The 23727-nt window shown below is 65.9% G+C and carries 20 protein-coding genes and 1 tRNA gene; 11 read left to right on the plus strand and 10 right to left on the minus strand.

From position 1 onward, the window contains the following. Nucleotides 1–8 precede the first annotated feature (8 nt). A complete protein-coding gene (locus E3T47_RS07805) occupies nucleotides 9–1598 on the minus strand; it encodes a PspC domain-containing protein (protein WP_166805658.1) in 1590 nt (529 codons plus the stop codon). 113 nt (nucleotides 1599–1711) lie between these two features. On the opposite strand from E3T47_RS07805, the gene E3T47_RS07810 reads away from it, so the two are divergent. Then, nucleotides 1712–3139, plus strand: a complete 1428-nt coding sequence (locus E3T47_RS07810; RefSeq protein ID WP_134555522.1) for an ATP-binding protein — start codon at nucleotides 1712–1714, stop codon at nucleotides 3137–3139. Continuing rightward, nucleotides 3136–3867 (plus strand): LuxR C-terminal-related transcriptional regulator, encoded by a 732-nt coding sequence (locus tag E3T47_RS07815; protein WP_134555523.1) that lies wholly within the window; start codon nucleotides 3136–3138, stop codon nucleotides 3865–3867. Before E3T47_RS07810 ends, E3T47_RS07815 begins: the two co-directional genes overlap by 4 nt. Nucleotides 3868–3888: 21 nt before the next feature. On the opposite strand, the gene E3T47_RS07820 is transcribed toward E3T47_RS07815, so the two are convergent. The 3 genes from E3T47_RS07820 to E3T47_RS07830 all read right to left on the minus strand — a co-directional run bounded on the left by E3T47_RS07820 (nucleotide 3889) and on the right by E3T47_RS07830 (nucleotide 7077). Continuing rightward, a complete protein-coding gene (locus tag E3T47_RS07820) occupies nucleotides 3889–4743 on the minus strand; it encodes an ABC transporter permease (RefSeq protein WP_134555524.1) in 855 nt (284 codons plus the stop codon). After that, nucleotides 4740–5684: an ABC transporter ATP-binding protein gene (locus tag E3T47_RS07825; protein WP_134555525.1), complete on the minus strand. Its 945-nt coding sequence runs from the start codon at nucleotides 5682–5684 to the stop codon at nucleotides 4740–4742. The genes E3T47_RS07820 and E3T47_RS07825 overlap by 4 nt, the downstream gene beginning before the upstream one ends. A 190-nt stretch (nucleotides 5685–5874) precedes the next feature. Continuing rightward, entirely contained in the window at nucleotides 5875–7077 is a 1203-nt protein-coding gene (locus tag E3T47_RS07830; protein WP_134555526.1) for a pyridoxal phosphate-dependent aminotransferase, read from the minus strand. Between the two features lie 155 nt (nucleotides 7078–7232). Between E3T47_RS07830 and E3T47_RS07835 the strand changes: the two genes are divergently transcribed. The 7 genes from E3T47_RS07835 (at nucleotide 7233) to rplA (ending at nucleotide 12639) form a co-directional block, all read left to right on the plus strand. Continuing rightward, nucleotides 7233–8075 carry a UbiA family prenyltransferase gene (locus E3T47_RS07835; protein WP_134555527.1) on the plus strand — a complete coding sequence of 281 codons (843 nt, stop codon included), beginning with the start codon at nucleotides 7233–7235 and terminating at the stop codon, nucleotides 8073–8075. Continuing rightward, nucleotides 8072–9526, plus strand: a complete 1455-nt coding sequence (locus E3T47_RS07840) for a phytoene desaturase family protein (protein WP_134555528.1) — start codon at nucleotides 8072–8074, stop codon at nucleotides 9524–9526. Before E3T47_RS07835 ends, E3T47_RS07840 begins: the two co-directional genes overlap by 4 nt. Before the next feature lie 293 nt (nucleotides 9527–9819). Then, nucleotides 9820–9892: transfer RNA gene (locus tag E3T47_RS07845), tRNA-Trp, on the plus strand. A 40-nt stretch (nucleotides 9893–9932) separates the two neighbouring features. Further along, the gene (gene secE, locus E3T47_RS07850) at nucleotides 9933–10205 is read left to right on the plus strand and encodes a preprotein translocase subunit SecE (RefSeq protein ID WP_134555529.1); all 273 of its coding nucleotides are present in this window, start codon (nucleotides 9933–9935) and stop codon (nucleotides 10203–10205) included. A gap of 103 nt (nucleotides 10206–10308) precedes the next feature. Then, nucleotides 10309–11283, plus strand: a complete 975-nt coding sequence (nusG, locus tag E3T47_RS07855) for a transcription termination/antitermination protein NusG (protein WP_134555530.1) — start codon at nucleotides 10309–10311, stop codon at nucleotides 11281–11283. A gap of 128 nt (nucleotides 11284–11411) precedes the next feature. Beyond that, entirely contained in the window at nucleotides 11412–11843 is a 432-nt protein-coding gene (gene rplK, locus E3T47_RS07860; RefSeq protein WP_092106326.1) for a 50S ribosomal protein L11, read from the plus strand. Nucleotides 11844–11949: 106 nt separating this feature from the next. Continuing rightward, on the plus strand, nucleotides 11950–12639 hold the full coding sequence (gene rplA / locus E3T47_RS07865; RefSeq protein ID WP_134555531.1) for a 50S ribosomal protein L1: 690 nt from the start codon (nucleotides 11950–11952) through the stop codon (nucleotides 12637–12639). Nucleotides 12640–12703: 64 nt separating this feature from the next. Here rplA and E3T47_RS07870 read toward each other — a convergent pair whose 3' ends face one another. The 3 genes from E3T47_RS07870 to E3T47_RS07880 all read right to left on the minus strand — a co-directional run bounded on the left by E3T47_RS07870 (nucleotide 12704) and on the right by E3T47_RS07880 (nucleotide 16890). Next, entirely contained in the window at nucleotides 12704–14137 is a 1434-nt protein-coding gene (locus E3T47_RS07870; RefSeq protein ID WP_134555532.1) for an aminobutyraldehyde dehydrogenase, read from the minus strand. 101 nt (nucleotides 14138–14238) lie between these two features. Further along, nucleotides 14239–15180: an ATP-binding cassette domain-containing protein gene (locus tag E3T47_RS07875; protein ID WP_166805659.1), complete on the minus strand. Its 942-nt coding sequence runs from the start codon at nucleotides 15178–15180 to the stop codon at nucleotides 14239–14241. 228 nt (nucleotides 15181–15408) lie between these two features. Continuing rightward, a complete protein-coding gene (locus tag E3T47_RS07880; protein WP_134555534.1) occupies nucleotides 15409–16890 on the minus strand; it encodes a helix-turn-helix transcriptional regulator in 1482 nt (493 codons plus the stop codon). Nucleotides 16891–17153: 263 nt separating this feature from the next. On the opposite strand from E3T47_RS07880, the gene aceB reads away from it, so the two are divergent. Next, nucleotides 17154–18842: a malate synthase A gene (gene aceB, locus E3T47_RS07885; RefSeq protein ID WP_134555535.1), complete on the plus strand. Its 1689-nt coding sequence runs from the start codon at nucleotides 17154–17156 to the stop codon at nucleotides 18840–18842. Between the two features lie 123 nt (nucleotides 18843–18965). Here aceB and E3T47_RS07890 read toward each other — a convergent pair whose 3' ends face one another. The 3 genes from E3T47_RS07890 to E3T47_RS07900 form a co-directional block, all read right to left on the minus strand. Next, nucleotides 18966–20384 carry a cryptochrome/photolyase family protein gene (locus tag E3T47_RS07890; RefSeq protein WP_134555536.1) on the minus strand — a complete coding sequence of 473 codons (1419 nt, stop codon included), beginning with the start codon at nucleotides 20382–20384 and terminating at the stop codon, nucleotides 18966–18968. A 299-nt stretch (nucleotides 20385–20683) separates the two neighbouring features. Beyond that, nucleotides 20684–21661, minus strand: coding sequence for an NADP-dependent oxidoreductase (locus E3T47_RS07895; RefSeq protein WP_241982069.1), 978 nt, complete (start codon nucleotides 21659–21661; stop codon nucleotides 20684–20686). Between the two features lie 71 nt (nucleotides 21662–21732). Further along, a complete protein-coding gene (locus tag E3T47_RS07900; RefSeq protein WP_134555668.1) occupies nucleotides 21733–22317 on the minus strand; it encodes a YqaJ viral recombinase family protein in 585 nt (194 codons plus the stop codon). Nucleotides 22318–22546: 229 nt separating this feature from the next. Between E3T47_RS07900 and E3T47_RS07905 the strand changes: the two genes are divergently transcribed. Next, nucleotides 22547–23686 (plus strand): hypothetical protein, encoded by a 1140-nt coding sequence (locus E3T47_RS07905; protein ID WP_134555537.1) that lies wholly within the window; start codon nucleotides 22547–22549, stop codon nucleotides 23684–23686. The last annotated feature ends 41 nt before the right edge of the window (nucleotides 23687–23727 follow it).

The raw sequence follows: 23727 nt of genomic DNA on the forward strand, positions 1-23727 counted from the left end.
GTGGGGTCCTAGTCGATGGAGGAATCGAGCGTGACGACGCCGGCGAGGGTCCAGATGCGCACGAGCGGGCCGTCGCTGCGGTTGTTCGCGTTGAAGGTGCGCCGGTCGAAGGCGAACACGCCGGTCTGCTCGCCGTTTTCGGCGGCAACGGCGCGTCCGGAATATTCGACGCCGCCGACCAGTGCGCGCGATTCGACGTGCACCGGGGCATTCGACGGTAGTTGAATGTCAGTGGCACCGACGAGGAGCCAGACATCGATGACGCTGTCCTCGTCGAGCCCGGGGTTGTCGAAGTCGCGCAGGTCGAGTGTGGTGTTCCCCACGATCATGGCGTAGCCCGTGACCGGGTTCGCCGAGGCGGAATTCGCGCTGAGCGACCAGACGGTGTTGCCGACGGCCGAGAATTGGGTTCCCTGCGGAAACACCCCGAGCAGTACGAGGGTAGCCGCGGCCAGGAAGGCGAACCCTCCCATAGCGCCGTCGGTGCGGCCCCGGATCCCGGCGATGACGATGCCGAGCGCGAGCACTCCGAGGGCGAAGGCGACGCCGAGAACCACCGCATCCAGGGACCAGACGCCGTTCGAATTCACCCCGGCAGCTACGGCGCCCATGGCCAGGGCCAAGCCGAGCACGATGGCGCTGAAGCCCGCCCCGGGGCGGCGGGCCTGCACCCGCGCACGGTGGGCGGCCTGGCGGGCACGGTTCTGTTCCTGCCAGAGGCGATTCTGCTCCGAGCGGATGCTCCGGGCCGAGTCCGGTGCATAAGCGCTGGCGTACGGGTTCACCGGTGGATACGGTGCGGTGCGGGTGGGTGCGGCGGTCGGTGCGCTGTTCGTTGCCGTGCTGGCGGCCGCGAAAGCCAGGGTCGGAGCGGTTGCCGTGGTGGGATCGGTATTATCGGTGGCTGCGATGGTGTCCGACGCGGTGGTCGCCGACGATCCCGGTGCGGCCGACGGGGCATCCGTTTGCTGGCGCGGACCCGAGCCGGGGCCGGAACCGGACCCCGATTTAGGTTTCGGGTCGTAGACACTGCCCGGGCCGAACGGGCCGGCCGAAGGAGCGTCGGGGCCGAATGCGGGGCCAGATCCGGTGGGCGGCTGCGGTTTCTGCGAGCGGCGCGCCAGGAATACGACCAGCCAGACGATGGCGGCCGCCATGGCCAGCCCCCAGCCTAGTGAGAAGATGCCGATGAGCCAGTCGGGAAGGGCCCATAGTCCAGTTGGACCGTTCCACCAGAAGCCGCGGAACAGCGGCACGACGGTGAAGAGAAGGAATGCGCCGATCGCGATCATGGCTGGCTGGAAGCGACCGCGGATGGCGTCTTCGGCGTAAATGCGGCCAGCGCCGCGCGGCAGGAGTGCCCAGCCGACGGCGTAGGCGAAGACGACGGGACCGCCAAGGATGGCGATCACGACGGCGATGCCGCGCACGATGAGGGGGTCGAGTCCGGTGCGGGCGGCGATGCCGCCGCAGACGCCGGCGATCCAGCGGTCACCGTCGCGGTTGAGGCCGCTGCCGCGAATCCAGTCGAAGAACCGGCTGATCTGGTCGGGTCGCTGTGCAGGATGAGGGGCGTCTGCCCTCGGTGTGTCGGTCATGATTCGAGTGTGGCAGCGTGCCGAGATCGCTGCCATGGGGGATGACCCTGATTGGACCCTGATTGATTTTCGCAGGGTTCCGCCGGGTCAGTCCGGCGTGCTTGGATGAATACGTGAGAACCGAACGGATGACTCGGCCCCGGCTTCGGCTGGTCGGCGGTGTCTGTGCGGGGTTCGCCGAGCACACCGGCGTTTCCCTGGGCAGGGTGCGTCTGGTCACCGTGCTGCTCAGCCTCTGCGGCGGCTTCGGCGCGTTGCTCTATGCCTGGCTGTGGGTGACGGTTCCGAGCATCGATAGCCGAGCGGCGGCAGACCCGCTGCCGAAGTCGAGCCTGGCGCGATCGAGAGTCGCGCCGTCTCCGTCGGCCCACGAGGCACGTGGGCCGACCGCGATCGCCCGCACGGTCGATGATTCCGGTGCGGTACGGATCGATCACGGTAACATCGGCCGCCCATCGACCGCGGATGGACCGTTCCCGAGCGCGGATGCCGCCTCCACCCGGGCCGCGCCCGTTACCGAGATTTTGCTCGGTCTGGCCCTGCTCGCTGCCGGTGGCGCCCTCGTGGCGAGTCGCCTCGGCGCCGACATTCCGCTCGCCGTCGTGGTGCCCACTATCGTCGTGCTCGCCGGCACGGCACTCGCCTGGCGTCAGTTCGCTGACATTCGCAGTGGTGCGGCGCAGCAATCCTCGGCATTGCTCGTGCGCATTCTCGGAGCACTCGTGCTCGTCGCCGTCGGTATTCTGCTGTTTTTCGTGACCGGCACCAACCCGAATGCGTGGACGGTCATCTTGGCGGCGGCATCCGTTCTGCTCGGTGTCGCCGTGGTCACCGCGCCGTGGTTGCTGCGCCTGTGGAGCGACCTCGCCGATGAGCGGGCTGCGCGGGCCCGTGAAGCGGAACGGGCCGACATCGCCGCGCACCTGCACGATTCGGTGCTGCAAACCCTCGCGCTCATTCAACAGAAGGCCGGGCCGCACAGCGATGCCGCCCGGCTGGCCCGCGCGCAGGAACGCGAACTGCGCGAGTGGCTGTTCACCGGAACCCGTGGCGGCGGCGAACCGGCGACCGACCTGGCCACCGCGCTGCGTCGCATCGCCAGCGAGATCGAAGAAGATTTTGCGGTGCGTTTCGAGGTCGTGACGGTCGGCTCGGGGGTGGGTATGCGATCGGCCCCTGGCCCCGAGTCGACCCCGAGCAGTGTCGATGCCCAGGAATCCCTGGTCGCCGCCGCCCGAGAGGCCATGCTCAACGCTGCCCGGCATGCCGGGGGAGCGGTGTCGGTCTATCTTGAGACCGGCACGCGCGGCATCGAATTGAGCGTGACCGACCGTGGGCCGGGCTTTCGGCTCGACCAGATTTCCGAAGACCGGCTCGGCGTGCGCGAATCCATCCTGGGACGGATGCGCCGGGCCGGCGGGACCGCCGCCGTGCGTCCCGGCCCGAATGGGGGCGGCACCGAGATTCTGCTGACCCTCCCTGCTCCACCGCAAACCAAACCGGCCCCCGATGAGCGCCACACCGAAACGAGCGTGCAATGACCACTCCCGAACCGAGCGAACAGGGCGGGCGTCCTCGGCGAGACGCCGGCACGCCGGCCGCACCAGCTGCGGCATCCGCTGGCCTGCGCGTACTCATCGTCGACGACCACTCCATCTTTCGTTCCGGGCTGCGCGCCGAACTCGACGCCGGCATCTCGGTGCTCGGCGAGGCTGCGACGGTCGACTCGGCGATCGCGAAGGTTATTGAACTGCAGCCGCGCGTCGTGCTGCTCGACGTGCACCTGCCCGGTGGGCGCGGCGGGGGCGGCGCCGAGGTTATTCGTGAGGCAGCGCAGCGTGCACCGCACACCCTGTTTCTGGCGCTCAGCGTTTCTGATGCCGCCGACGACGTGGTGAGCGTCATTCGCGCCGGCGCGCGGGGCTATATCACCAAGAGCGCCTCCGGGGCCGAGGTATCCGATGCTGCCCGCCGTGTCGCCGGCGGCGACGCCGTGTTCTCGCCGCGCCTGGCCGGGTTCGTGCTCGACGCCTTCGGCGCTGTCGCCGGCGAGACGGCCGAGACAACCGAGGAACTCGACCGGCTCTCTGTCCGCGAAACCGAGGTGATGCGCCTCATCGCACGCGGCTACAGCTACAAGGAGGTTGCGGGTGCCCTGTTCATCGCAGCCAAGACCGTCGAAACCCACGTCTCTGCCGTGCTGCGCAAACTGCAGCTCTCGAGTCGGCACGAGCTGACGGCCTGGGCGCTTGCGCGCAAACTGCTGTAGCGCCCGGGCTTCAGGCCAGGCTTACGCGTCGCGTCGAATCCAACGAAACGTCGCCCGGCTCAGCACGAGCCCAAGCACCAGCCAGACGCCGAGGGCGCCGGCCACCCAGAGCAAATCCCATGTGCCGCTCTGCTCGGCAGCCGCGAAGCTTTCCGGAAGAAAGACCGAACGCATGCCCTGCGCCATCCATTTGAGCGGAAAGATGCTCGCCAGGTTCTGCATCCACTCGGGCAGCGTCGTGAACTGCAGGTAGACGCCCGAAATGAACTGCAGCACGAGCACCACGGGAGCCACAACGGCCGTGGCGCTGCGCCCCGACCGAGGCACCGCCGACAGCGCGATGCCGAGAAACGCACTCGTGATCACGCCGAACACAAACACCCAGGCGAAAGTCACCCATTTCCCGGGTTCGGTCGGCAGCGCGATATCGAGCACAAGCCGCGCCACGAGAAGCAGTAGACCGGCCTGAAGAATCGCGGTGACGAACACCTGTCCGATCTTGCCGAGGAAATAGCTCAGCGGGGATAGCGGGGTGCCACCCAGACGTTTGAGGGTGCCGTCGCTTTTCTCGCCGGCGATATCGACGGCGAGGTTCTGCACACCGGAAAGAAGCATGCCGGCGGCGAGCATGCCGGGCAGGTAGTAGGTGCCCACGCTGACGCCGCCGGTGCCGTCGGGATTCGCACCGATATTTCCGGAGGAGCTGAACGCGGCGGTGAAAATGCCAAGCATGATGAAGGGAAAAAAGAATGTGAACAACAGGGTATCGGGGGAGCGAAAGTACAGGCGCGTTTCATAGGCGATGCGAGACAGGCCGAGCGCGAGCGTGCTCGGAGCCTTGTTCTGCCGGCGGGTGCTCGAAATCGTGGCGCTCATGCCCGCACGTCCTTGTCTGTAAGCCGGCTTCGATCGGGCCGCGCCCCATTGGCGGATGCGGCAGCTTCGTTGCCGGGGGTCATCGCTTCGTGACCGCGCACGAGGGACAGGTACACGTCTTCAAGGCTTGGTCGGATCACCTCAAGACCTTCGGGTTCGGCGCCCTTGCCGCTGGCGACCAGGTTCGCCACGATCTGGGCAGGGCGGCTCGTGCGCTCCTCGCGCACCAATCCGTTGCCGTCACGCCAGCGCACGACCGGAACGCGGGCATCCGCTCCGCCGATTTCGTCGAGCGGGCCGATGTCGATGAGCCGGCCACCGACGATGATTCCGGCACGGTCGCCGAGTTGCGCGGCCTCGTCGAGGTAGTGGGTAGTCAGCAGAATGGTGGTGCCTTCCGCCTTGAGCCCGCGAATCAGGTTCCAAAACTGATGCCGGGCCTCGGGGTCGAAGCCTGTGGTCGGTTCGTCGAGAAACAACAACTCGGGGCGTCCGATAATGCCGAGGGCGACATCCACTCGGCGACGCTGCCCGCCGGAAAGCTTGCTGACACGGGTTTTCGCCTTCTCGCGCAGCCCCGCCGCGTCGATGACCTCGTCGACGTCGCGGGGATGGGGATAGAATCCGGCGAAGTGGCGCAGCTGCTCGGTCACGGTCGCATTCCCGCTTTCGTTGCTGGTCTGCAGCACAATGCCGAGGCGGGCCTTCCAGTCCAGGCCTCCGCGGTGCGGATCAATGCCGAGCACGCTCACCTCACCGCCGGAACGGTCACGGTAGCCCTCGAGAATCTCGATCGTCGTGCTCTTGCCGGCGCCATTCGGGCCGAGCAGGGCGAAGGTCTCACCGGCCGCGATCGAGAAACTCACGCCACGCACCGCCTCGACGCCGCCATACGATTTTTGCAGGTCGCGCACCTGCACGACCGGGGGTGTGGTTGTCATGGACTCAGGATCTTACTCCCGCACCCCCTAAACCACCGCCGTTGGTCGCATTTCTCCATCCACCGGTCGGCAGATGTCGCTTCCCCGTCGACCCGTGAGTTTGTCGGGAGTTTCAGCGCAAAAAAGCCATTCCGGCTCACGATTCGGCGGCCAGCGGCCAGCGGCCAGCGGCCAGCGGCCAGCCCCAAGGCTAGGTGAACAGGCGTTGGAGGCGCTGCACGCCCTCGAGCAGGGCCTCGTCGCTGAGGGCGTACGACAGCCGCAAAAACCCGCTCGGACCGAAGGCTTCGCCGGGAACGGCGGCCACTTCGGCCTGGTCGAGCACGAGGTCGGCCAGTTCCAGAGAGGTCGTCGGGGTGACCCCGCCCCACTCACGGCCGAGCAGGCCCGTCACATCGGGATAGACGTAGAAGGCACCCTGCGGGGTGGGTGTCACGACGCCCGGGATCCTGTTCAGCTCGGCGACGATCACCTTGCGGCGGCGGTCGAAGGCCACCCGCATGGCCTCGGCGGCGTCTTGCGGGCCGTTCAGCGCAGCGATTCCCGCGCGCTGAGAGATATTCGACACGTTCGAGGAGAGGTGCGACTGCAGGTTTGCTGCCGCCCGCATGGCGTCGGCGGGGCCGACCATCCAGCCCAGCCGCCAGCCGGTCATGGCATAGGTTTTCGCAACGCCGTTGACCAGGATGGTGCGGTCGGCCAGCGCCGGAACGGCCTCGACGATGGAAACGGCGCGCACGCCGTCGTACGTGAGGTTCTGGTAGATCTCGTCGGAGATGACCCACAAGCCGTTGTCCTCGGCCCACTGGCCGATTGCCCGCGTCTGCTCCGGTGAGTAGACGGCGCCGGTGGGGTTGGATGGTGAGACGAACAACAGCACCTTGCTGCGTGGGGTGCGTGCGGCTTCGAGCTGCTCGACGGTCACGAGGTAGCCTTGGTCGCTGCCGGCGAAGACATCGACCTGCACGCCGCCGGCGAGGCGGATGGCCTCGGGGTAGGTGGTCCAATACGGGGTCGGCACGATGACCTCGTCACCGGGATCGAGCAGGGTCGCGAAGGCCTGATAGACGGCCTGCTTGCCACCGTTGGTGACGACGACCTGACTCGGCGAGACCGCGAGGCTGCTGTCGCGCAGCGTCTTGGCCGCGATGGCCTCGCGCAGCTCGGGCAGGCCGGCTGCGGGGGTATATCGATAGTTCTTCGGGTCGCGCACCGCGGCCAGCGCTGCCTCCACGATGTGTTCGGGCGTCTGAAAATCGGGTTCCCCGGCCGCAAAGCTGATCACCGGCCTTCCCGCCGCCTGCAGCGCCTTAGCCTTACCGTCAACCTTGAGGGTCGCTGACTCGGCAATAGAGCCGATCCGGGTTGAAATTCGCTTGAGTTCGTGATCCACGTGTTGAGTTTAGCTACCCGACCCGCGCGCAGGCTAGCGGAGCCCCCGGCCGAGTTAGCGCTCGTGTCAGCCCCGGTGACGCAGATCTGCCGCGCGTCGCCTGAGCGACGTGACGCCCGTAAAAATTGGGTCTCCCGCAGGAATAGAGTGATCAAATGATCACCCGCCTGGTTCAGATCTCTCGACCGGTGCTGTGGGTCAACACCGTCGGAACGACCGTCATCGGCATGTGGTTGATGGGGGATTTGTGGCGCTGGGACATCATCCCTCTGCTGCTCTGGGCGACCCTGCCTTTCAACCTGCTGATCTACGGCGTGAACGATATCTTCGACCAGGAAACGGATGCCCAGAACGCCCGCAAGGGCGGCCTCGAAGGGGCTCGCATTCTCGGCTCGGAAACTCGCAGTATTGTGCTCGCGGTCGTGCTGACCAACGTGCCGTTCGTGGCGTATTTTCTCGTCACGTCGCCGCCGGCGGCGCTCGCCTGGATTGCTGCGTATACGGTGATCTTCATCTTCTACTCGGCACCCCCGCTGCGTTTCAAGGCCCGGCGCTACCTCGATTCGCTCAGCAACGCCGCCTATGCCTTCCCGCTGATCTTCGTACCACTGGCCTTCGGCAAATCGCCGGTCTGGGCGGTCGCTATCGGGCTGATGGCGTGGAGTGTGGCTAAGCACACCTACGACGCGGTGCAGGACATCGACGAGGACCGCGCCGCCGGAATTCAAACCACTGCCGTCCACCTCGGTGCGCGTGGCGCCACGGTGTGGAGCGGCGTGTGGTGGGCTCTGTCCACCGTGGGATTCGCGCTGATCAGTTGGCCGGTCGCCGCGGTGAATGCACTCATCGCCGGCTGGCTGGTGGTATCGCTGGGGCGCAGCCCCACACCGGCAACGGCCCGCCGCCTGTATCGATACTCAATCGTGTTCCCCTACGTTGCCGGTTCCGTCGCCGGGGCCCAAATCGTGGCCTCCATGTTGCTGGGAGCCTATCCATGACCCGATCACGCACGAACACATCCCCGCAGCGCATAGTCGTACTCGGCGCGGGTATCGGTGGGCTCACGGCCGCCGCGCTGTTGGCCCGCGCCGGCCATTCGGTGACAGTATTGGAGGGATCCGACTGGGTCGGTGGCAAGAGCAGACGCCTCGAAATTGATGGGCAACGCGTGGACACCGGACCGGCGCTGGTCACTTTCCCCGGGGTCTGGGAGGAACTGCTCGCTCGCTACGACGCGCTCGGTGCGCGCTGGTCTGCTCCCTCAGAGGCCGCCGCGGTGGCCGGGGTAACGCTGCAGAGACTGCCCGAAGTGGGCCGGTACTTCTACCGCGGAGAAGCAGCCACCCTGCCGGTGCCGGCGGGGCACCCCTGGCACGCCGCCTGGACCCGTTTCGAACTGGAACACGGCGGCCTCGGGCCCCAACTCACGAGCATGCTCACCGCCAACCCGCTGGATCCGGCGTCGCTGCCGGCCGTGCGCAACGTGTTTCGACTGTATGGCATGCGCCTGACCACGCGCAGCTTTCTTGACGGCCTGAGCTGGATGCCCGACGGCCTTCGGGAGGTCATCGCCATCCACACTCTCAACGCGGGCGTCTCTCCCCGGCAGACTCTCGCCCTGTACGCGAGTATGCCGGCCGTCATGGCCAGGGACGGCGTCTGGGTTCCCGAGGGCGGAGTGAACGAGCTACCACTCGCGTTGCACCGGCTGGCGCTGAACGCCGGCGCGACTGTACACACCGGCGAGCCCGTCACATCCGTGTCGAAAGGTCTCGTGACCACGGCGTCGGCGACGTACCCGTCCGACGTGATCGTGAGCGGGCTCGACAGCGTGGTGCTCGACGGCCTGCTCGGCGTGTCATCGGCGCGGGCGCGGGCGCGCTCGTGCTCGGGGGTGGCCATCTATGCGGCGCTCGAGACGCCGCTGCCGGAGGGCACGGCCACGCACTCCGTCGTGTTACCCGACGACCCGGCCGCCCTGCACCGCAGCCTCGATGCCGGAGTCGTGCCGGAGCAGACGATGGCTTTCCTGAATTATTATCGCGCGCACGAGGTTTATCCCAACGACCGGGCCACCGTGGCGGTACTCCTCACCGCGCCCGCCGATGGCCGCCACTACGAGCTCGACAACCCGTGGGTGGCGCGTGAGGTTGCTCGGGTGAGCGATGCCGTGGGCCTGGACCGGCCGATCAGCGAGCTGTTCCGCGACCATGTCGTGCTCGACCCGCACTACTTCGGAGGCTGGGGTTCCACCGGCGGAGCACTCTACGGCGCCACCCACCCGCTCTGGCAGAGCGGGCCGTTTCACCGCCCCGGCTACACGAGCCGCGCACGCCCGTGGCTGTGGCGGGTGGGCGCGTCGGTGCACCCCGGCGGCGGTATCCCGGCCGTGCTCGGCGGCGCCATGACCGCGATGCACAAGCTGATCGGCCGCCTCGACAGTCCCTGATCCCAGGTGCCGGCCGAGCAATCACGTGAGAACATTAGAGCTGACGGGGCGGGTGACGCTCGATCAATCGATGAGGACTCACTCCTCTAGGAGCTACGCGCTCGAGGGTTCGTGTGCCAAGCTGACAGGGAAGCGATGGCTCTCCCCCCGGGGTAGTTCGTCTCAGCTTTACAGTGGCCGGTCCGTGACCTAGACTGGTACACGGTAATGAAATTCTGCCATGCTTTTTTGCGCCTTTTTCCAAGTGTCTCACTTGGTCGAAGGCATAATCGGCATGGCGGGTTTACTTCCATAGGGTGGTGGCTCAATTGGTAGAGCAGCGGTCTCCAAAACCGCAGGTTGCAGGTTCGAGTCCTGTCCGCCCTGCACATCGGTAGATGTCTGCCGACCATGAGAGGTGTAACAGGTGGCCCGAAAAGTTGTCGACGAACCTAGTGAGGAAGTCGTCGCGAACGCACGAATTGCCCGCGAATCCAATCGCGGTCCTTTCGCTCGGTTGTCCCTGTTTGTCAAGCAGGTTTTCGCCGAGCTGCGCAAAGTCGTCACCCCAACTCGTAAAGAGCTGCTGAGCTACACCGGTGTCGTGCTCGTCTTCGTGATCATCATGATGGCCATCGTGTCGGCTTTTGACTGGGTCTTCGGCCTCGCCGTTCTCTATGTGTTCGGAACTCCGGGCTAGAGAGCATCACCGGCATCCGCTAGGCGGAACGCCCGCATCACCGGCATGGAAACGTGTCCAGACAACTTGCACCGGTAGAAAAATATTAAGGATTGAGATTCTAGTGACTGAGACGAAGCACGACGATGTCGACTGGGCCACTGCCGCCGAGCAGTCCTCCGAGGAAGACGAGGCGCAAGAGGGCAACACCCTCGCCGCCGACGAAGACTCCGTAGAGGCCGCCGAGCAGGCAGCCCTGCACGTCATCGACGAAAATGACGACGTTGAGATCAATCTCGACGCCGCACTCGATGCACTCGCCGAGTCCGCCGACCCCGAAGCCGACGCCATCGTCGACGACGCCCTCGACATCGATTCCGCCGAAGAAGCCGACGCATCCGTCGAAGCCGTTGAAGACGAGGACGAGCTCGTTACCGCCGAAACCAGTGCCGGTGAAGTGGATGCTGAAGCGTCCGACGAAGAGATCGACCCCTACGAAGCCTTCCGCAAGGAACTGCGCTTCCTGCCGGGCAAGTGGTACGTCATCCACTCCTACGCCGGTTTCGAGCGCCGCGTGAAATCGAACATCGAAAACCGCAAGCAGTCGATGGCGATGGAAGACTTCATCTACCAGTGCGAAGTTCCCATGGAAGATGTCGTCGAGATCAAGAACGGCCAGCGCAAGATGGTCACCCGCGTGCGCATCCCCGGCTACGTTCTCGTTCGGATGGACCTCGACGAAGACAGCTGGTCGGTTGTTCGCCACACCCCCGGCGTGACCGGCTTCGTCGGCAACGCCCACAACCCCACCCCGCTGCGCTTCGAAGAGGCCTTCGGCATGCTCAAAGGACTCGTCGAGATCGTCGAAGCTCCGACCAAGGCCGGCGGCGCGCCCGGAAAGTCAGCGCAGCGCGTCATCGCGGCCGAGGTTGACTACGAAATCGGCGAGACCATCACGATCAAGGAAGGTTCGTTCGCGGGCCTGCCCGGCTCAATCAGCGAGATCAAGCCGGAGAGCGGCAAGCTCATCGTGCTCGTCTCCCTGTTCGAGCGCGAGACCCCGGTCGAGCTCAGCTTCGACCAGGTAACCAAGCTCTAACCGACGAAAGCGGATGCCCCACCGGGGATATCCACGCGCGTTCGGTTCTCCCAAACCACCGGGGCCCATCCGGGCCACCGGGAGAGCGGCCCGCGGGCTGCTCGAACATCAATAAAAAGGACAACACAATGGCACCGAAGAAGAAGGTTACAGGTCTGATCAAACTTCAGATCAAGGCCGGCGCAGCCAACCCCGCACCGCCCATCGGGCCGGCACTGGGCCAGCACGGCGTGAACATCATGGAATTCTGCAAGGCCTACAACGCAGCGACCGAAGCTCAGCGCGGCAACGTCATCCCCGTTGAGATCACCGTCTACGACGACCGTTCGTTCACGTTCATCCTGAAGACCCCGCCCGCAGCGGAGCTCATCAAGAAGGCCGCTGGCGTAGCCAAGGGCAGTGGAACCCCGCACACCGTCAAGGTTGCCAACCTCACCCAGGCCCAGGTCCGCGAGATCGCCGAAGCGAAGATGGTTGACCTCAACGCCAACGACATCGACGCCGCCGCGAAGATCATCGCCGGAACCGCCCGCTCCATGGGCATCACGGTCAGCGCCTAAGCACGCCACCGCTTCGGCGCCAAACGGCGCCTGTGCACCCTTAGCAATTAGTGGAAGAGCCTGCCAGGCTCGCACCACACTCTGAAGTACATACAGGAGATTTAACATGGCAACCAAGTCAAAGGCGTACCGCGCCTCCGCCGCGAAAATCGGCGAAGACAACGTCTTCACCCCGGCCGAGGCTGTAGCCCTCGCCAAGGAGACCGGCTCCGCGAAGTTCAACTCCACGGTTGAGGTCGCACTTCGCCTCGGAGTCGATCCCCGCAAGGCCGACCAGATGGTTCGTGGAACCGTCATCCTCCCGCACGGCACCGGCCGTACCGCCCGCGTCATCGTCTTCGCCACCGGCCCCGCCGCCGAAGCCGCGATCGCCGCCGGCGCCGACGAGGTCGGTGGCGACGAGCTCATCGAGAAGGTAGCCGGCGGTTACACCTCGTTCGACTCCGCCGTCTCGACCCCCGAGCTCATGGGTAAGGTCGGTCGTCTTGGAAAGGTGCTCGGCCCGCGTGGCCTCATGCCCAACCCGAAAACCGGAACCGTGACGCCCGACGTCGCGAAGGCCGTGTCCGACATCAAGGGCGGAAAGATCGAATTCCGCGTTGACAAGCACTCCAACGTTCACTTCGTCGTCGGCAAGGCCTCGTTCTCCGTTGAGCAGCTGGGCGAGAACATCGCGGCAGCGCTCGAAGAGATTGTTCGTCTCAAGCCGAGCTCGTCCAAGGGCCGCTACATCACGAAGGGCGTCGTCTCGACCACCTTCGGTCCGGGCATCCCGCTCGACGTGAACAGCATCTAAGTATCCTCGTAGAAAAGTAGGGCCCGTCTTCGGACGGGCCCTACTTTGCTTTGAGCGGATGCTGCTAGCCGATAAAGCTCATGACGTGCTTGATGCGGGTGTAGTCCTCGAGCCCGTACATGGAGAGGTCCTTGCCGTAGCCGGAGTGCTTGAAACCACCGTGCGGCATCTCGGCCACGAGCGGAATGTGCGTGTTGATCCAGACACAGCCGAAGTCGAGGTTCTTTGCCATGCGCATCGCAACTGAGTAGTTCGTCGTCCACACCGAAGAAGCCAGCCCGTACTGCACGTCATTCGCCCAGGTGAGGGCTTGGGCCTCATCGGTGAATTTTTGCGCGGTGATAACCGGGCCGAAGATCTCGTTCTGCACGGCCTCATCAGTCTGCAGCAGGTCGGCGACGATGGTGGCTTCGTGAAAGTAGCCCGTTGTGCCCTGGCGGTGGCCGCCGAGCGCGAGAGTGGCGTGGTCGGGCAGGCGTGAGATGACGCCCTCGACGCGAGCCAACTGGTCGGCGCTCGAGAGTGCACCAAACAGGATCCCTTCGTCGAGCGGAGCGCCGGTTCGGGCGTTGTCCTGAGCATAGGCGGCGAGGGCGGCGACGAATTCGTCGTGGATTCCCTCCTGCACGAGCACGCGGGTCGCCGCCGTGCAGTCCTGGCCGCCGTTGTAGAACCCGGCGCCGGAGATGCCCTCGACGGCCTGTTGGATGTCGGCGTCGTTGAAGACGATCACCGGGGCCTTGCCTCCCAGCTCGAGGTGCACGCGCTTCAGGTCGAGGGCGGCAGCACCGGCGACCTCCATGCCGGCGCGCACCGAACCGGTGATCGAAACGAGTTGCGGGGTGCGGTTGGTGACCAGGGCGCGACCGGTATCGCGGTTTCCGGCCACTACGTTGAATGTGCCGGCCGGCAGAAATTCGGAGGCGATCTCGGCCAGCAGCAGGGTCGAGACCGGGGTCGAGTCGCTCGGCTTGAGCACGACGGTGTTGCCGGCGGCCAGCGCCGGAGCGATCTTCCAGATCGCCATCATCATTGGGTAGTTCCACGGGGTCACCTGGCCGACGACGCCGATCGGCTCGCGCCGCACGAAGGAGGTATGGTCCTTCATATACTCGCCGGCGGCTTTGCCTTCAAGCAGCCGGGCGGCTCCGGCGAAAAAGCGCACCTGGTCGATCATGACCTCCACCTCGTCGCCGACGATGCCGGCGCGCGGCTTGCCCGTGTTCTCGCATTCGGCGTCGGCGAGTTCTTCGGCCCGCGACTCGAGCGCATCAGCAAACTTGAGCAGGGCGTGCTGGCGTTCGCCGGGGGTTGTCTGGCCCCAGGTCTCAAACGCGGCGGCGGCGGCGGTGTAAGCCCCGGCCACGTCGGCCTCGGTCGAGATGGGGGTGCGCGCGTAGACCTTTTCGGTGGCCGGGTTGATGATATCCAGCTGCTCGCCGGCCGTCGAGGAGGCGTAGTCCCCATTGACGAAGTTGCGGAGTTCACGGATAGACATGTGGTCCTTTCGAAAAGCCGGGAGGGGCAACGGTGCCCTACCGCGACGATACCGCAGAACATTCGGCATGCAATGATTCCAAGCAGACGCCGGACTGCGATCTACAGGGCCGGACTGCTCGGCCACTCGTTCCCGGCCGCGTAGAGCAGCTCTCGGGTGTACGGATGCTTGGGCGAGCCGACGAGGTCGGCGACGGACGCGTATTCCACAATCCCGCCGGTGCGCACCACGGCGACCCGATGGCAGATGAGAGCTGCCACTCGCACCGAGCGGGTCACGATGATCATGGTCATCGTGCGTTCGCGCTGCAACTGGCGCAGCAGGTCAAGAATCTCGGAGCTGTCAGATGCGTTCAGGGCGTCTGTCGGGTCGTCGGCCACCAGGAGGTTCGGACCGCCGGCGAGGGCGCCGGCAATCTGCACCCGCAGCGCCAGCGTCGCCGACACGTCGCGCGGAAATGAGGCAAACGTGCGCTCGGGGCACTCAACGCCGGCCTCCTGCAGCAGGTTGATCGAACGCTCGTAGGCGGCCAGTTTCGACAGGCCGAAAGACGAACGCAGTGGAGCGGCCAGCTGGGTTCCGACCGTCACCGCGGGGTCAAGGCCGGCGAGCGGATCGCGGGACAAATACGCGATTTTCGTATCCCGCAGCAGGTTACGCGATCGCGTGGGCCGTCCGACCAGTTCGACACCGTTGAACAGGATCGACCCGGAACGAATGGTGGCCGGCGTTGGCAGCACCCCGGCGATGCACTGGGCCACCTCCAAGGCGCCCGAAAAGTCGTCACCGACCAGCCCGACGACCTCGCCGCGGGTAATCGACAGCGAGATGCCGTTGACCAACCGTGGTGCACTCGCCTGCGCCGTCGCCCCGACCTGGAGCCCCCGCACGTCGAGCAGCGCAGCCGAGCGAAACCAGTGCGACGGCATGGGCGCGGTCATCTCGGCCGGAGTGGGCGACACGATGCGCTCGTGCGGCTCGACCGTCGATGCTTCGACCGAGGGGATCCCCGCTCGCACGACACGATGGAGGCGACGAAGCACACGACGAGCGTCACACATAGTCGGCTCGCATTTCAGTAGGTCGAGAGGAGCGGCGGCGCATGAAAAAACCCGACCGACAATCTCTGTTGCGTGGCACCGCAAAAATGCCCCGGCTCGAAGCATTGCAACGCCCTGACCATGCTACCGAAAACTATTGCTTACAACGTACCGGTTTGTTTTCTTCTGAAAAAGGATGCGCCACCCATCTGTCCAACAGCCCGGCCCGGGTCAGTGCGGCGAGTGGGCCTCGAGGAACTCGTACACTTCGGTCTGATCGACGCCGGGAAACGTGCCGGTGGGCAGCGCGGCAAGCAGGCTCGTCGGGGTGCGCGCGGCCGGCCAGGATTGCCCGGCCCAGCGACCGGCGAGGTTGTCGGGCGCACGGCGACAGCAGGACTCGTCGGGGCAGAGCGACATCGCGCGGTGCAGGGTCTCCCGGCCTCGGAACCACTTCACGTGGGCGAAAGGCACGCCCACGCTCACGGAATACTCGCCTTCCTTGGCCTTCTCGATGCGGGAGGTGCACCAAAAACTTCCGGATGGCATGTCCGTGTACTGGTACCAGGCGCTGAAGCGGTCCTCGACGTCGAAGACGGTGCGGGCCGTCCAGCTGCGGCAGACCGTGGTGCCCTCGACCGCGCCGAGCGCGTCGCTGGGAAATCGCACATTGTCGTTCTCGTAGGCTTTGATGATCGTGCCGGACTCGTGCACCTTCATGAAGTGCACCGGAATGTCCAGCCGGGCCGTAGCGAGGTTGGTGAAGCGGTGCGCCGCCATCTCGTAGGAAACCGCGAAGGCGTCCCGCAAGTCTTCCATGGAGATTCGTCGCAGGGTCTTCGCCTCGGCCAGCATGCGCACCGCGTCACGTTCCGGCAGCAGAATCGCTGCGGTGAGATAGTTGGTCTCCACCCGCTGACGCAGAAATTCGGCGTAATTTTTCGGCTCTTCGTGTGCGCACAGGTGGCTCGCGAACGCCTGGACGATCGGCGAGCGGGAGTCCCGCGACGCGGAACGTTCGGTCGGCAGGTAGATACGCCCGTTGCGTTTGTCGGTGACCGAACGGGTGGAGTGCGGCAGGTCGTTCACGTAGTGCAGCGAAAAGCCGAGGTGGGTAGCCATATCCGCTACGAGCTGCTGGGACACCGGACCGCCCGAGTGCCCGACCGCGGTGAGCAGCTCGAGGGCCTGCGCCTCCAACTCGGGAAAGTAGTTGTCCTGCTGACGCATGATCTGGCGCAGGGCGGAGTTGGCCCGTCGGGCCTCTTCCGGCGTGGCTGCGCGTTCCCGGTTGAGCCGGTCGATTTCATTGTGCAGGCTCAGGATGGTCTGCAGTGTCTCATCGCTCTGGCCCTTGCTCACCCGAATTCGGGGAAGTCCGAGCGCCTGGAACACCGGCCCACGTTGGGCGCGCTCGACCGAGATTTCCAGGGCGGCTCGCTCGGAGGGGGCATCCGTTCGCATCAGTTCCTCGACGGTGGTGCCGAGCGCGAGGGCGATGGTGCGCAGCATGGAGAGACGTGGTTCGCGTTTGCCGTTCTCCATCATCGACACCTGCGAGGGTGCGCGGTCGATCGCGGCGGCGAGGGCATCGAGCGTCATCCGACGCATGGTGCGCAGCTCCCGAATGCGACGGCCCAGCGTCAGGGCATCGAGTTCGGGTTCATCAACGCCAAGGGAAGACAGGGCGGCGAGAGCATCTGCGGGAACCATCTGCTCAGTGTCACACGTTTGAAAAGTTTCCACAATCAGAAGAACACGGTTTTTTCTGCTGCCCGATAGTGGTTTGCCCCGGCCTGGACCGGGCAGAGTAAAGGCACAGGCAAGCACCGACTTTTGAATCACGACCGCAGAACCCTCGCCCTCGTCGATTCGACCGAAGCAGAACAATACGTCCCCCTCCGCCTGAGATCGGGCGAACCGCCGTCGCGGGTCGCCCCCTGTCGGTACCATCTACTTTCGCAAGGAGCCAGACCATGAACACCCCGAACCCGACAATCGATCAGCCGGTCGCCTCCGTGTCGACGAGCACCGAAGCCGTGAAGACGACGACCGGCGGCTTCGCCACGATTCGTCCGCACCTCGAGGTCACCGGCCATGTCGGCGATCGCTACGACGAAATCCTCACGCCCGACGCCCTGGAATTCCTCGCCGAACTGCACGAGCGCTTCGCCGGAACCCGACACGATCTGCTTGCTGCCCGTCTGCAGACTCGAGTGGATGCCGCGAACGGTCGCGATCCCAAATTCTTGAGCGAGACCGAGGGCATCCGTCTCGATCCCGCATGGAGCGTTGCGGGAGCCGGACCCGGCCTGGAAGATCGCCGGGTGGAGATCACCGGTCCGACCGACCGCAAGATGGCCATAAACGCGCTCAACTCGGGCGCGAAGGTGTGGCTCGCCGACCAGGAAGACGCCACGAGCCCGACCTGGACCAACGTGATCGAGGGCCAGCTGACCCTGTTCGATCAGGTGCGCGGCCAACTCAGCTTCACGAGTCCCGAGGGTAAGAAGTACGAGATCACCAACGAGTCGTTGCCGACCATCGTGATGCGTCCGCGCGGCTGGCACCTCGTTGAGAAGCACATCACGTTCATCGACCGCGCCAACCGCCGCATGAAGTCCTCTGGTAGCCTCATCGACTTCGGTCTGTACTTCTTTCACAATGCCAAAAAGCTGATTGAGAACGGTACCGGCCCGTATTTCTATCTAGCCAAGCTGGAAAGCCACAAGGAAGCCCGCTTGTGGAATGACATCTTTACCTTCGCCGAAGAGCGTCTGGGCATTGAGTACGGCACGGTGCGCGCCACCGTTCTGATCGAGACGATCCAGGCCGGCTTTGAGATGGAAGAAATCCTCTACGAACTGCGGGACCACTGCGCCGGCCTGAATGCCGGACGCTGGGACTACATCTTCAGCATCATCAAGACCTTCCGTGCCCGCGGCAGCCGGTTCGTGTTCCCCGACCGCAAGCAGATCACCATGACCGTGCCGTTCATGCGGGCGTACACCGAGCTGCTCGTCGCCACCTGCCACCGTCGTGGAGCCTTCGCGATCGGCGGCATGAGCGCCTTCATCCCCAACCGTCGCGACCCCGCGGTCACCGAGCAGGCGCTCGCCCAGGTTGCCGCCGACAAAAAGCGTGAAGCCACCGACGGCTTCGATGGTTCCTGGGTCGCGCACCCCGACCTGATCCCGACCGCGCAGGCCGAGTTCGATAAGGTTCTCGGCGACCGGCCGAACCAGCTCGAACGCACCCGCCCGGAGGTGAATGTGAGCGCTGCTGACCTGCTCGACGTCGCTTCGGTTGGAGGGCAGATCACCGAGGCCGGTGTGCGCGGCAACGTGCTCATTGCGCTGCGCTACATCGAGTCCTGGTTGCGCGGCGTGGGCGCTGCGGCCATCGACAACCTGATGGAAGACGCCGCGACCGCGGAAATCTCCCGTTCGCAGCTCTGGCAGTGGATCCACGAGAACTCGGTCACCGCCGAGGGCCGCCGGATCGACTCTGACTGGGTCGAAGAGGTGCTCGACGAGATCGTGGACGGTCTCGAGCGCACGCCCACTGACCGTTTCGACGACGCCCTCGCCGTGCTGCGTACCTCGGCTCTCGAGCCCGAGTTTCCGACGTTCCTCACGGTCGGAGCGTATGCTCGGTTCTTCTAGGTAGTTTCCGCGGGTAGCCCTGCGGGTTCGCAAGAGCGGGCAGATGGTTGGATACACCCCGGCATCATCACAGGGGTGGACCTGGCTGTTTGCCCGTTTTTACGTCTGGCCCGCCCGGCCGGTTCAGGCGCTCGGGTTCTTGACGCTTTCGTAGGCGGCGAGGGCGGCGCGACGCGTCTCGCCGAGGTCCACGAGCGGCGCAGGGTAGGCATCCGTACCGTATTCGGGTACGTTCTCCCGAATGTACTGCTGGTGGGGGTCGAACTTGGCCGCCTGCAGGTTGGGATTGAAGATGCGAAAGTAGGGCGCGGCATCCGCCCCTGAGCCGGCCACCCACTGCCAGCCGAACGGGTTGCTCGCCGGGTCGGCATCGACCAGCGTGTCCCAGAACCACCGCTCGCCCTCGCGCCAATCGACCAACATATTCTTGATCAGGAATGATGCGGTCACCATGCGTACCCGATTGTGCATACTTCCGGTGCGCCACAGTTCGCGCATACCGGCATCGACGAGGGCAAAGCCGGTGCGACCCTGCTGCCAGGCCGCCAAGGCCTCTTGGTCGACCGGCGGCCACGGGAAGGCGTCGAAGGCGGGCCGCAGGTTCTTTGTCGCGAGATCGGGCGCATTGAAGAGCACGTGGTACGTGAACTCCCGCCAGCCGACCTCGGTGAGAAAGCGGGTCGCGCTGGTGAGGGCGGTCCCGGTAAGGCCGCGCTGCGCGCTCTGGGTCGCTGACCACACCTGACAAGGACTGATCTCGCCCCAGCGCAGGTAGGGCGAGAGACGCGAGGTGGCGTTCTGGGCCGGCTGGTCACGTTCAGAACCGTAGCGGGGCAGCGAGCCGTCCAGAAAAGTCTGCAGCAGCGCGTGAGCGGAGGCCTCACCCGGCGTCCACGCGGCACGGAGCCCGCCCGCCCAGTCGGGGCGCGAGGGTTCGAGGCCCCAGGAGTCGAGGTCGTCGGAGCTGGGGGGATCCGCATCGAGGATACCCGCCCAGCCCGGGATGGAATCCGGTGCCGGATAGGGTGCGCGGGGCGGCGGGCCGGCGGTGCACGCCCGCCAGAACGGGGTGAAGACGGAGTAGGAGCCGCCCTGGCCGGTCTGGATCGTCCACGGTTCGAACAGGAGCGAACCGGCGAAGCTGTGGGCGTCGATGCCGCTGGCACGCAGGTCACTCTTGATCGCGGTATCGACCGTGCGTTCGGGCAAGCCATAGCGGCGGTTCCAGAACACGGCGGAAGCATCCGTTTCGTGCACCAGGGCGGTCATGATCGGGCCGGCCGCACCGCGGCGCAGAAGCAATCGGCCGCCGAGTGCCTCGATGTCGGCGGTGAGGGAGCGGAGGCTCTGGTGCAGCCACCAGCGAGCCGCGCTGCCGAGCGGGCGCACCCCGACCGACTCTTCGTCGAGCACGTAGACGGCCACAATCGGTTGGCCATGCTCGAGGGCAGCGTGCAGGGCCGGGTGGTCGGCAATCCGCAGGTCGTCGCGAAACCACACGATGACCGGGCCGGTTCTGTCGGTTGGATGCTCTGATGTCATGCGCTCTCCTCGTGAAACTCCAGTCTGGACCATGCCACGGGTTACTCCAATTTGCAGGTGGAACGGTCTGTTCGAGCTGTCGCCGGGCCTGGCGAACGAGCGTTGGAAAGTCTCCTTTTAGTTGACGTACTTGTGTTTTGCCGCGGATTACTGCGATATCCCTGTTGTTCTCCATTCGCCGCTACCGCTGGCGAGCTCGGCTAGCACGATTCGGCCTGGCATCGCCGGTATCGGTGGCTGTCAGCCCGAAACGCGCATCGCCTTCGACGGAGCAGACCGCCCGCGAATCGGGCCGGACGCTACGAGACGCGCAGCACGATCTTGCCGCGGGTATGCCCCTGCTCGATCAGACGGTGTGCGGCGGCACCGTCGGCGAGTTCGAACACCGCGTCGACGTGTACCCGCACGGTACCCGCGTCGAGCATCGCCGAGATCTCGTCGAGCGCGCGGGCGTCGGGGGACACCTTGAAACCGGTCGCGCGGCGGCCGGCGCGCGCGGCATCCGCTGCCATGGTCGGCCAGCTGCCGGTCGGCGCGTTCACGAGGAGCCCACCGGGGCGGAGCGCCGTTAGCGAGCGGGTGCCGGTGTCATCGTGCACGTTGCCGATGAGGTCGATGACCGAGTCGAGGTTCTGCGCCACGTCTTCGAAGCGGGTGGTCGTGTAATCGATGACCTCGTCGGCGCCGAGCTCGCGCAGAAAATCGAGGTTGCGGGTGGATCCGGTGGCGGTCACGTGGGCGCCCAGCACGCGCGCGAACTGCACCGCGAAGTGGCCGACGCCGCCGCTGGCGGCGTGCACGAGCAGCCGCTGCCCGGGGGCGGCACCGGCCAGCTTGACCATGCCCCACGCGGTGAGGGCGGCGATCGGAACGGCGGCGGCCTCGGCGTGGCTGAGCCTGGCCGGCTTGCGGGTGACGCTCATGCTCGACACCGAGACGTACTCGGCGAAGCTGCCGCCGGTGCGTGGCACCCGGCCCATGCCGTAGACCGCGTCGCCGGGCTGCAGGGGTGAGGCCTCGAACGCGGCGCGTACGACGATGCCGCTGAAGTCGTTGCCGAGAATAGCGGGGAAGCTCTCGATCGCGGCCGCGACGCCCTTGCCCGAGCGCGTCTTGGCGTCGATGGGGTTGAGGCCGGCGGCGGCGACCCTCACGAGCACCTCGTCGGAAATCTGCCGGGGCAGCGGCCTCTCGGCCAGGTGCAGCACCTCCGGGGCTCCGGTCGCATCGATGACGAGGGCGCTCATGGTCGGCGGCAGTTCGAAGTCAGTAGCCATGCCCCCATTCTGCTGCATCCCCGGTGCGTGCATTGGGGACGGGGCCCAGTCCTAAAAAAGGAAGGGGCAGGCTAGCGGCGGGCTTGCTGGTCGAGGTTGTCGATCAGGGCGTTCGCCAGGCCGACGAGAATCGCGATCTGGTCTTCGTCGCGCTCGATCCAACGACATTGCGGCACGGCCGCGACCGGCACGAAGTCGAGGTGCTCTTCCCAGACCAGCAGGGTGCGGTCGGCGCCGAGCACGTACTGCTGCCACCACACCTGCCGCAGATAGCTGCGCGGAATGCTGCGCCACGGCTTGCTCGTGGTCTTGATCTCGGCCAGGTGCAGGTCGCCACCGGCCACGACGCCGACCCCGTCGGGTGTGGCCAGGTGCCGTGGGTGCCCGAGCGACCGAAACAGGTTGGTGCTCGGCTCGATGCCGTAGTGCTCGAGTACCCACTCGGCGATGACCGGTTCCCGGGCCCGACCATGGTCGGTGTAACTGTTGCCCGAGAAGCTCGTACCATGCATTTTGTCTCGCGCGGCATTGACGATGGATTTCGGCGTTGACAGTTTCGCGACATCCGTTGCGGTGATGCCCTGGTTGCGCGCCCGCAGCCACGCGACCCGGTCGGTGGAGTCGGCGACGATGCGCAGTGTATGCGGCGCCGGCAGAGAAGCGGATGCCGAGGGCTGGTCCAGATCGAAGAGGGACAGCGTGGAATTCGGCACTCTCCTATTGTGTGCCCGCGCGCCCGGTCGGCGCGCCACCGCCACGGGGTGCGACGCGATTCAACGCTCGGCTGGGTCTGCCTGGCTGGGCGCATGCGCTCGCCGGAGAATCGTTATCGCGAAGTAACCTGGGCTCGCTAACGTGGAGCACGTCTACCACTCGGGGGAACAGATGTCGCAGGTCACAGACTCAACTCGCAGTGCATGCTCGGGCGCGTTCGCCGGGGCGATCGCGGTCATCGTGCTGCTCAGCGGGTGCGCCGGCCTGCCCGGCTACCCAGCCGCAACAGACACCCCGGTCGCGCAACTCGCCGCTGGCGTCGACTGCCAGGCGCCCAACCTCAATAACAACTGGATAGTCGTTCCAGAGGGCGTCCCGGCCCAGACCGATCTGACCGCCACGCGTCCCGATGCCCCGACGCCTGGCATGGTTCCGGCCGGCTTCGAACCGGTCGCCGCCTCGCTCTGCACCTTCTTCGGCAGCATCGACACCGCAGAGGGCCGCTGGTCGGCCGTGACCGTCGAGACCCGCACGGGCGATTTCGACGCGCTGCTCGCCGCACTCGACGAACCCAACGACCAAGCTGGCCTCAACCAGGCCTGTACCGCCGACATGGAGCTTGTGCCGGAGCTCTGGCTTGAAAACGTCGACGGTGAGGCCGTGCGAGCGGCCTGGCCGCGCACCTCCTGCGGCAAAACCAAGCCGGCGACCTCGCAGGCGCTCGACAAGCTCGAGTTGACCGACACGGTCAAACTGCCGCTCGTGCTGCAGATCACCCGCCCGGCCCTCGACGCCGGCTGCGCCATGAGCACGAGCGCGCCCGAGCAATCGCTGTTGTTCGGCGTCACGAGCCTGCAGACCCTACCGGGTGCGAACGACATCGGGCACGAGACGGAGCTGTCGACGATTCCGGCGTCGCCGCCCCAGCCCCCGTCGTACGCCGGCGTCGACGCTGCCAGCGTCTGTGTCTACACTGTCGATTCGAAATCCGAACCCGAGCTCGAATCCGTCGAAGGCCTCGATGGCGAAGCACTCAACGGCGGCATGATGAGCCTGCAGTTCGGTACCTTCTCGAGCGCGACCACCCTTGCAGCGGATGCCGCGGCGCTGCTCCCCGCTGCAGCATCCGCTCTGCAGGCGCCTGAGTGCAACGCCAACTTCACGCGGTTCGCGGTGGTCTGGCCCGAGCGTGCCGGCACCCGGCTGGACAGCCCGATCCAGGTGGAACTCGACGGCTGCCAGCGACTGTTCGTTCCCGGCAGCCAAGCGCTCATGCCAGCTCCGGCGCTCCTGGCCGCGCTGACCGCTTAGGCCAGGCCACAGGATTCCGCGGGTGCACTCATAGCTCGTTC

This window comes from Cryobacterium ruanii, assembly GCF_004404055.1.
Lineage (GTDB): Bacteria > Actinomycetota > Actinomycetes > Actinomycetales > Microbacteriaceae > Cryobacterium > Cryobacterium ruanii.